Source organism: Polaromonas sp. P3_C2, assembly GCF_056402675.1.
Genome location: NZ_JBFUGX010000108.1, coordinates 1 through 8,652, shown reverse-complemented (window position 1 = coordinate 8,652; position 8,652 = coordinate 1). Strand labels below are relative to the sequence as shown.

Here is an 8,652-nt window from a genome sequence, read left to right as displayed (position 1 = left end):
CTTTCACCATCTGCTGGATTTCAGCTTCAGACAAACCGGAGTTGGCCTTGATTGTGATCTTGTTTTCATTGACGGTGCCCTTGTCTTTGGCGCCGACGTGCAGGATGCCGTTGGCGTCGATGTCGAAGGACACTTCGATCTGCGGCGTGCCGCGCGCTGCCGGCGGAATGCCCTCGAGGTTGAACTCGCCCAGGCCCTTGTTGCCCGAAGCGATTTCGCGTTCGCCCTGGAACACCTTGATCGTCACGGCCGGCTGGTTGTCTTCAGCGGTCGAGAAGGTCTGTGCAAACTTGGTCGGGATGGTCGTGTTCTTCTTGATCATCTTGGTCATCACGCCGCCCATGGTTTCGATACCGAGGGACAGCGGGGTCACGTCGAGCAGCAGCACGTCGGTGCGGTCGCCGGAGAGGACCTGGCCCTGAATCGCTGCGCCTACGGCAACGGCTTCGTCGGGGTTCACGTCCTTGCGGGGTTCCTTGCCGAAGAGCTCCTTGACCTTTTCCTGCACCTTGGGCATGCGGGTCTGGCCGCCGACCAGAATCACGTCATGGATGTCAGCCGCGCTGACGCCGGCATCCTTCATGGCGATGCGGCAAGGTGCAATCGTGCGCTCGATGAGTTCGTCGACCAGGCTTTCGAGCTTGGCGCGGGTCAGCTTGACCAGCAAGTGCTTGGGGCCGGTGGCGGGGTCGTGCGCAATGTAGGGAATGTTGACTTCGGTGGCCGGGCTGTTGGACAGTTCGATCTTGGCCTTTTCAGCCGAGTCTTTCAGACGCTGCAGGGCCACCACGTCTTTCGACAGGTCGATGCCGCTGTCTTTCTTGAACTCGGCCACGATGTAGTCGATGACGCGCTGGTCGAAGTCTTCGCCGCCCAGGAAGGTGTCGCCGTTGGTGGAGAGTACTTCAAACTGCTTCTCACCGTCGACATCGGCGATCTCGATGATGGAGATGTCGAAAGTGCCGCCGCCCAGGTCATACACAGCGATCTTGCGGTCGCCCTTTTCCTGCTTGTCCAGGCCGAAGGCGAGAGCCGCTGCGGTGGGTTCGTTGATGATGCGTTTCACGTCGAGGCCGGCGATGCGGCCGGCGTCTTTGGTGGCCTGGCGCTGTGCGTCATTGAAATAGGCAGGCACGGTGATCACGGCTTCGGTGACCGGCTCGCCGAGGTAGTCTTCGGCGGTTTTCTTCATTTTGCGCAGGATGTCGGCAGACACTTGCTGGGCCGACAGCTTCTTGCCGCGCACTTCCACCCAGGCGTCGCCGTTGTCGGCAGCCACGATGGAATAAGGCATCAGTGCGATGTCTTTCTGGACTTCTTTTTCGGTGAACTTGCGGCCGATCAAACGCTTGACAGCGTACAGGGTGTTCTTGGGGTTGGTCACGGCCTGGCGCTTGGCCGATGCACCGACCAGCACTTCGCCGTCTTCCTGGTAGGCGACGATGGAAGGGGTGGTGCGCACGCCTTCCGAGTTCTCGATCACGCGGGGGGTGTTGCCCTCCATGACGGACACGCAGCTGTTGGTAGTGCCGAGGTCAATGCCGATGATTCTTCCCATGATGATTTACTCCTGCTTTTTTGATTCGTTAAAGATTGAAGGTGGGGTGGCCGGGGCGTTCAGTGCCGCTGGCCGCGGTATGGATTAACTATGTTGATAACTTGTGGGTAAGTTGTGTGGCTTCAAGGGCTTCAACAATGTTTTCAAGGTTTTTTAAGAGTTTTTTACTTGGGAGCTGCCACCGTGACCAAGGCGGGGCGCAGCACGCGCTCGGCGATCAGGTAGCCTTTTTGCAGCACGTTGACCACGGTGTTGGCTTCCTGGTCGGCCGGCACCATGCTGATCGCCTGGTGTTGGGTCGGGTCGAATTTGGTGCCGGGCGCGGGGTCGATGGCGACTACCTTGTTGCGCTCGAGCGCACTTTTCAGCTGCTTGAGTGTGGCCTCGGCGCCTTCGCGGATCTGCTCCGGCGTAACGTCCTTGATGGCCAGGCCGGCTTCCAGGCTGTCTGCCACGGGCAGCAGGCTTTCGGCAAAGCTTTCCAGTGCGTATTTGCGGGCCTTGGCGACTTCTTCGTCCGCGCGGCGGCGGGCGTTTTCGGTCTCGGCCTTGGCGCGCAGGTAGCTGTCGGCCAGCTCGGTGTTCTTGGCCTGCAGCGTCGCGACTTCGGCTTGTGCGACGGTCAGCGCATCAAACTCGTTGGCGGCCTGCGCCGCTTCCAGTTCTTCAGGACTGGGCTCACCGCTAAGTGGTTGATTTTGTTCGGGTTGTGTATTGTCAGACATGCTCGAAAACAGGGTTGAAGCTGGTAATGTTTCCAGCTGGGGATGGCAAAGCCCTTTTCAAGACAGGGGCTTCGTTTTTGGTCCAGATAGTTTGGCTGCGGGTGCGCGGCCTGAGGGGTCCAGCACGGTTGGGGCCCTGCCGTTCCTGTGCGGACCGGTGTGCCCCAGCCGCAGAAACTGGTTCGTGGCCTGAATTGTAGTGGCTGGCCACCCGTTCCCCGGCCGGTGAGGCAGGTTCTGGCAGTCCATGGGATGGTGCCGGGTGCAGGCCTGATGCTATGTTATTGATAGCTATCGGCGCGCATTCCTATTGGGATGAAAGGCTAAAACGTCGAAATTTCAGGTGGAGACGGCAAAAACCGCTTCAAGGCGTGGCCGGTTTCTGCATGCGCATCATGAGTTCGCGCTTGTTGTCACGGCTGCGGTGGGCATGTTCGCGCATCAGGGCTTCGGCACGCGCCCCTTCACCGGCCTGCAGTGCGGCCAGCACGTCTTCGTGGTCGGTTTGTGCGCGCTGAATGAACCCGTATTCGAGCAGGGGCAGGGCGCCGTTCAGGCTGAGCGCCCCGGCGCCGGCCATCGGCGTTTTGCTGACATGGGCCAGTGCGGAGGTCAATGTGCTGTTGCCGGCGGCGTGCGCCAAGGCACTATGAAAGCGGGCGTTCGTGGGGACCCAGCGGGCTGCGTCAATCACATGGCCGGCGGCCCGTGCCTGCTCCAGCAGCAGGCGGCCGTCCTCGATGCAGGCCTGCAGGGCCTCCCGGGTTTCGGGCGTGATGCCGCGCTCGGCGGCCTGCCTGGCTGCCATGCCTTCCAGCACGCCCCGCACGTCGACTGCATTGGCAATTTCGTCAACGCTGAATTGCCTGACGCGAAAGCCGCGTGTCGGCAGGCGTTCCAGCAAGCCTTCCTTTTCCAGCTCACCGAGCGCAATACGGATCGGTGTGCGCGAAACCGCCAATTGGGCGGACAGCTCAAGCTCCACCATGCGTTCGCCCGGGGCCGCCTGGCCGCTGAGGATTCTTTGCCTCAATGTCTGCGTGGTGTATTCAATCTGGGAAGACATAAGCTGTAACGGTTGATAGTGGTTGGCTGAGTGGAAGGATTATTGCATGCAGTATCTGGGTTTATTAGGGTTAATCTGGTTAATGAAGTCACTATTGCGTGCAATAAAATAAGATGACTAAGTATTTCGCGCTGGATGGCGCATGAACCATCAACCTGCCACCAGCGTTGTGGCCGATACCACCCCCAGGAGACACCATGGATCTACTTCGCCTCCATTCCTTGCGACGGCTTGCCCGCACCGCAACGCGGCTGGCAGCGGCTTGTGCTGCATCGTTGGTGCTTGCCTTCACTGGCTTGTCCGTCGCGCACGCCCAGCCGGCTGCAAGTTATCCCAGCAAGCCCATCAAGCTGATCGTTCCTTTTCCTGCGGGTGGTGGCGGTGACACACTGGCCCGGCTGGTCATGCAGCGTGCCACCAGGGAATTGGGTCAACCTGTCGTGGTCGAAAACCTGGGCGGCGCCGGCGGAAACGTGGGCAGTGCAACAGCGGCCAAGGCGCCGGCCGATGGCTACACCCTGCTGTACGGCACCAACGGCACACATGCCATCAACCATGCGATCTACAGGTCACCCGGCTTCAACCCGTCTCGCGACTTCGAGCCCGTGACCCAGCTCACACGCATCGCCGCCATGGTGGTAGTGCGGCCCACGCTGCAAGTCAACTCCATGGCGGAACTCACCAAGCTGCTCAAGGCCAATCCGGGGAAATACACCTTTGGCTCCGCCGGCAACGGCACCACGTCCCACCTGGCCGGAGAAATCTACAAATCGCGCGCGGGCCTGGCTGTGGTGCACAGACCTTACCGCGGCGGCGCACAGGCCATGACGGACCTGGTCGGCGGGCAGGTCGACATGATGATCGAGGTCATGCCGAATGCCGCACCGCAGGCGAAAAGCGGACGTGTCAAACCATTGGCGGTAACGACAGCCACGCGCGTGGCGGGCTGGCCGGATTTACCCACCATCGCGGAGTCGGGCTTGCCCGGATTTGATGTCAGCGCATGGGACGCGATTTTTGTTCCCGCCGGAACGCCCAGGCCCATCGTCAATCGCCTGAACGAAGCGATCCACAAAGCCCTGGCGGATCCGGAGTTGCGCGCGCAGCTGCAGTCGCGTGGTGCCGAGGTGGCGCCGGGCACCCCCGAGGAACTGGCCAGGCATATTGCTGCCAGCATGACTTTGTGGGGTGACGCGGTGAAGCGTTCCGGCGCTGCAGTGGATTAGGGCGCCGGGAAGTGCATGGATGAATACCTGATGAATGCCTGTTGATCGGTAAAACAGCGCAACAAAAAAGCGACCCTGAAGGTCGCTTTTTTTCGGGCCAGGCTGGCCAGGTAATTTACTTTTTCTTGGTCTGGCTGACGGCCCACTTGCCGGCAAATGCCTGCAGGTCGTTCAAGCGCTTGAGCAGGTCGGCGCCCAGTGTGGTGACCGTGTAGCCGTCGCTGCCATGGCCAAGCAGGCCGGCTGCGCGCAATTCCTTGATGCGGGTATTGAGGGTGTTGGGTGTGATGCTGCCGATGCTGTCTTGAAGGAGGCGGAATGTCTGGGGATGGCCGTCTTTCAGGGCCCACAGCACGCGCAGTGCGTAGCGTGCTTCCAGCAGTTCAAGCAATTGGCCTACCGCTGCATTTTCTTTGGCACTCATCAGGTTATCTCCTCGGGTCACAGTTTGGTCACAGGGGGTTGTTAAGCAGAAAGCTTCGAAAGCTTGGGGCCAAATATAACGCAAATTGCTGACTGCTACGAGTTTTATAGCTGCCCACGCCCGCTGCCGTTGGACTACAGCCTGAAACTCTCTTGGAAAACCCTGATGCGCCGGATGTGGCAATGGGCTTAAGAACGCATCGGGTAAGCCCAGGCGCATCATTTCTACCTACATCACCGGGATCCGTGTTGCCGGATGAAGTGCTACAGCGCTGCCTGTTCTGGATGATTCCATGATCACTTCAATCACTTGTTGCACGCCAAGTGCAGAGCGCCCCGTTACGGTGGGTGCACGTCCATTCTGGACAGAGCGAATGAAATCCTGCAGCACGGCGCGATGAGCTGCATGGTCAAAGGCCATGGGGTTGGCGCCACCGCCGGAGRCCTGGCGTGCACCGGCGGTCAGCGTCTTTCCACTGGAAAAGACCGCCCGCATTTCACCGCCTTCCAGCGTCACGGTGCCCTGGGTGAAGTTGAGTTCAATGCGCTCGGGAAAACCGGGGTAGGCCGCCGTGGTGGCCTGAACCACAGCGACCGCACCGCTGCTGTAGTGCAGCAATGCGGCAGCCGTGTCTTCGCCCTCCATGCGATGCACTGCGCTGGTGCTTGCAACGCCTGTGACGCGCTCCGGCATGCCGGTGAAGCTGAGCAGCAGGTCGAGCGTATGAATGGCCTGCGTGATCAGCACGCCGCCGCCGTCCCGCGCCAGGGTGCCGCGTCCGGGCTCATCGTAATAACTTTGCGGCCGCCACCACCGGATCGACGCGGCAGCGCTGACCAGCGGGCCCATAACGTCGTCACGCAGCAGTGCCGCCACGGCAAGGGCCGCGTCGCGCATGCGGTGCTGCAGCATCACTGCCAGCATGACCCCCGCAGTTTCGCAAGCATCGACCAATGCATTGGCCCGGTTCAAATCAATTTCGAGGGGCTTTTCGACCAGCACATGCTTGCCCGCACGCGTTGCCTGCTGCACGAGGTCCAGATGGGTATTGGGCGGCGTGAGAACCAGCACGGCTGTTACGCTGGCGTCTTCCAGAATATCTTCCAGTCGCGTAGTTCGGCGCGCCCCTTGGGGCACTTCTACAGCGGCCAGCCGTTCGGGATTTCGCCCATAAACCCATGCGACGTCTGCTTCACTGGCCAGGTCTTCAAGACTTCGGAAGTGAGGTGCCGAGCCCAGCCCTGCGCCAATGACGGCGAGGCGCAGCCGCGCAGGGCTGGGTATGGACGGCATGTTCAGTCAAGCTTGACGTTGGCCGCCTTGATGACTTGCGCCCATTTCTCGACCTCTGCCTTCTGGAAGGCGGAGACCTGCTCGATCGTCATGCTGGACGGTTGCATGCCCAGTCCTTTGAGGCGTTCCTGCATCTCGGGCTGCGCGGTGATTTTCATGATTTCATCGTGCAGCTTGTCAATGATGGGCTTGGGGGTGCCGGTGGGTACAAAAATGGCTTGCCATGAGGCAACCTCAAATCCGGGGACGGATTCGGCCACCGTTGGCACATTCGGCATGGACTCCAGGCGCTTGGCGGAGGTGACCGCCAGCGCACGCACCTTGCCGCTCTGGATATGAGGACCTGCTACGACCGTGGTGTCGAACATCATGTCCACCTGCCCGCCGATCACGTCCTGGATGGCGGGGCCGCTGCCTTTGTAGGGCACATGGATGAACTGGGTGCCCGACTTGAAGCCCAGCAGTTCCAGCGAGAGATGCTGCGATGTGCCGCTGCCGGCCGATGCGGAAGAAATGGTTTTGGGTTTGGCCTTCGCTGCGGCCAGCACGTCCTGCAGCGTTTTGTAAGGGCTGTTGGCCCCCACCACCAGCACGACGGGGTTGGTGCCGATGAGCGCCACCGGCGAGAAAGACTTGATCGGGTCGTAGCCCAGTTTCGGGTAAAGGCTCACATTGATGGCATGCGAGCTGACGGTGCCGCCCAGCATCGTGTAGCCATCTGCCGGTGCGCGGGACGCGACTTCCGAGCCGACGCTACCGCCAGCACCGCCCTTGTTGTCAATCACGATGGTGGTGCCGAGTACCGGCCCGAGTTTTTGRCCAATCAGCCGGCCCAGGATGTCGGTGGTCCCGCCTGCAGGAAAGGGCACGATGAAGGTGATGGGTTTACTGGGCCACTTGTCTTGTGCGAAGGCAGGAAGTCCCAGCGCCGACAGGGCAGCGCCAGCAAGTGCGGAATGGATGAGGGAACGGCGTTTCATGATGTCTCCTGTGTGTTGTCTGGTGGTGTTGTCTGGTGGTGTTGGTTGGAACTACTTACTTGATGGCCTGAATGCGTTCGTACAGACTCTTGGGCCACGGGGCATCGGCAGCGGTGAGCGAAGGCAAGACCGCTGCGGCAAAAGGCGCGCGGTCTACCTTGTTGACGGTTTTGCCTTTTTTCTCGAACTCGGCGACCAGGCGGTTTTCGGCATCGACGATGTCCTGGCTGGCGCGGCTCGACGCCTCCCAGAGCACCTGGTCGAAGACCTTCTTGTCGGCCTCACTGAGTTTGGACCAGACCGAGCTCGACACGGCCGTGAGCAGCGATTCGGTGATGTGGCCGGTCAGGGTGATGTATTTCTGGACTTCGTAAAACCTTTTGGCCTCGATGGTGGGAAGCGGGTTTTCCTGTGCATCGACCGTGCCGTTTTGCAGCGCCAGGTAGACCTCGGCAAAGGCGATGGGCGTCGGGTTCGCACCCACGGCCCTTGGGAACATCACAAAAAGTGGTGCGTCGGGCACGCGCAGCTTGAGGCCTTTCATGTCCTCGGGTTTGTTGATGACCTTGTTGGAAGTCATGTGGCGCAGGCCGTAGTAGGTGTAGCCTGCAATGTGCTGGCCGCCGGTCTTGCTGGCATAACCCTGAGCCAGCTCCTGAAAGATCGGACCGTTACGGAATGCCTGAAAGTGCGCGTAATCGCGAAACACAAAAGGCGCGGCGGCGATCGACAGCGGCGGGTGTGCACGCCCGGCAAAGGCCGCGCCGGTGTAGATGATGTCGACGGTGCCCAGTGTCAGGCCCTGGTTGATGTCGGTTTCCTTGCCCAGGGATGAGGCCGGGAAGACCTCCACCACATAGCGGCCGTTGGTCTTCTTCCTGATTTCGTCGGCGGCCCAGACGGCCTGCTTGTGAAAGGTCTCCGAGGTCTCGTAGACGTGAGCCCATTTGAGTTTGGTCTGGGCTGCGGCGGCGCCTGCGCCCAGCGTGCCGGCCAGTGCCAGCAGCGTCGCACCCGCAATGCTGCAAAGGGTTCTGCGTTTCATGTCTTGTCTCCTGATTGTTTGTAATGGCTCAGTGGGTATCGTTGGTGGGGAAAGGGCGCCGCGGTATACCGCCCCCGGCGCCTTGCGGGCTACAAACTTCCCGTGCAGATGGGCATGGCAGATTTCCGGAATCCTCTAAATTCCGGCGGCCTGCTGGATTCATCGAACCATGCAGGGCATCTTGTTGTTGAATTTCCAGTTGGGGATCAGGTATTGCATGGCCACGGCATCGTCGCGCGCACCGAGGCCGTGCTTGAGGTAAAGCTGGTGCGCTTTTTCCACTTCAGCCATGTCCAGCTCTACGCCGAGGCCCGGTGTTTTTGGCACTGCAACCT

General features: G+C 60.7%; 8 protein-coding genes and 1 pseudogene. 1 reads left to right on the top strand and 8 read right to left on the bottom strand.

Annotation, left to right across the window (positions count from 1 at the left end):
* From dnaK to AC1DWI_RS06825, 3 genes are all read right to left on the bottom strand, one after another.
* The coding region (gene dnaK, locus AC1DWI_RS06835) for a molecular chaperone DnaK (protein ID WP_477724578.1) at nucleotides 1–1,558 on the bottom strand (1,558 nt) is incomplete at its 3' end.
* A gap of 164 nt (nucleotides 1,559–1,722) precedes the next feature.
* Nucleotides 1,723–2,283 carry a nucleotide exchange factor GrpE gene (gene grpE, locus AC1DWI_RS06830; protein ID WP_477671069.1) on the bottom strand — a complete coding sequence of 187 codons (561 nt, stop codon included), beginning with the start codon at nucleotides 2,281–2,283 and terminating at the stop codon, nucleotides 1,723–1,725.
* A 364-nt stretch (nucleotides 2,284–2,647) separates the two neighbouring features.
* Complete coding sequence (locus AC1DWI_RS06825) at nucleotides 2,648–3,349, bottom strand: GntR family transcriptional regulator (protein WP_477671068.1); 702 nt, start codon at nucleotides 3,347–3,349, stop codon at nucleotides 2,648–2,650.
* 197 nt (nucleotides 3,350–3,546) lie between these two features.
* On the opposite strand from AC1DWI_RS06825, the gene AC1DWI_RS06820 reads away from it, so the two are divergent.
* Nucleotides 3,547–4,575, top strand: coding sequence for a Bug family tripartite tricarboxylate transporter substrate binding protein (locus AC1DWI_RS06820; protein WP_477671067.1), 1,029 nt, complete (start codon nucleotides 3,547–3,549; stop codon nucleotides 4,573–4,575).
* Nucleotides 4,576–4,690: 115 nt separating this feature from the next.
* On the opposite strand, the gene AC1DWI_RS06815 is transcribed toward AC1DWI_RS06820, so the two are convergent.
* The 5 genes and pseudogenes from AC1DWI_RS06815 to gudD all read right to left on the bottom strand — a co-directional run.
* A complete protein-coding gene (locus tag AC1DWI_RS06815) occupies nucleotides 4,691–4,999 on the bottom strand; it encodes a winged helix-turn-helix transcriptional regulator (RefSeq protein WP_457278868.1) in 309 nt (102 codons plus the stop codon).
* A gap of 228 nt (nucleotides 5,000–5,227) precedes the next feature.
* The gene (locus AC1DWI_RS06810; RefSeq protein ID WP_477724577.1) at nucleotides 5,228–6,292 is read right to left on the bottom strand and encodes a Gfo/Idh/MocA family protein; all 1,065 of its coding nucleotides are present in this window, start codon (nucleotides 6,290–6,292) and stop codon (nucleotides 5,228–5,230) included.
* 2 nt (nucleotides 6,293–6,294) lie between these two features.
* Complete coding sequence (locus AC1DWI_RS06805; RefSeq protein WP_477671065.1) at nucleotides 6,295–7,272, bottom strand: Bug family tripartite tricarboxylate transporter substrate binding protein; 978 nt, start codon at nucleotides 7,270–7,272, stop codon at nucleotides 6,295–6,297.
* Nucleotides 7,273–7,327: 55 nt separating this feature from the next.
* The gene (locus AC1DWI_RS06800; protein WP_477671064.1) at nucleotides 7,328–8,317 is read right to left on the bottom strand and encodes a sialic acid TRAP transporter substrate-binding protein SiaP; all 990 of its coding nucleotides are present in this window, start codon (nucleotides 8,315–8,317) and stop codon (nucleotides 7,328–7,330) included.
* A 159-nt stretch (nucleotides 8,318–8,476) separates the two neighbouring features.
* Nucleotides 8,477–8,652, bottom strand: a pseudogene (gudD, locus tag AC1DWI_RS06795) (glucarate dehydratase); the annotation flags it as partial.

Bases quoted from the DNA above. Each gene is read 5' to 3' on its own strand.
- AC1DWI_RS06815 (WP_457278868.1), bottom strand. From the start codon at position 4,999: ATGAGTGCCAAAGAAAATGCAGCGGTAGGCCAATTGCTTGAACTGCTG.
- AC1DWI_RS06820 (WP_477671067.1), top strand. From the start codon at position 3,547: ATGGATCTACTTCGCCTCCATTCCTTGCGACGGCTTGCCCGCACCGCA.
- AC1DWI_RS06825 (WP_477671068.1), bottom strand. From the start codon at position 3,349: ATGTCTTCCCAGATTGAATACACCACGCAGACATTGAGGCAAAGAATC.
- AC1DWI_RS06800 (WP_477671064.1), bottom strand. From the start codon at position 8,317: ATGAAACGCAGAACCCTTTGCAGCATTGCGGGTGCGACGCTGCTGGCA.
- grpE (WP_477671069.1), bottom strand. From the start codon at position 2,283: ATGTCTGACAATACACAACCCGAACAAAATCAACCACTTAGCGGTGAG.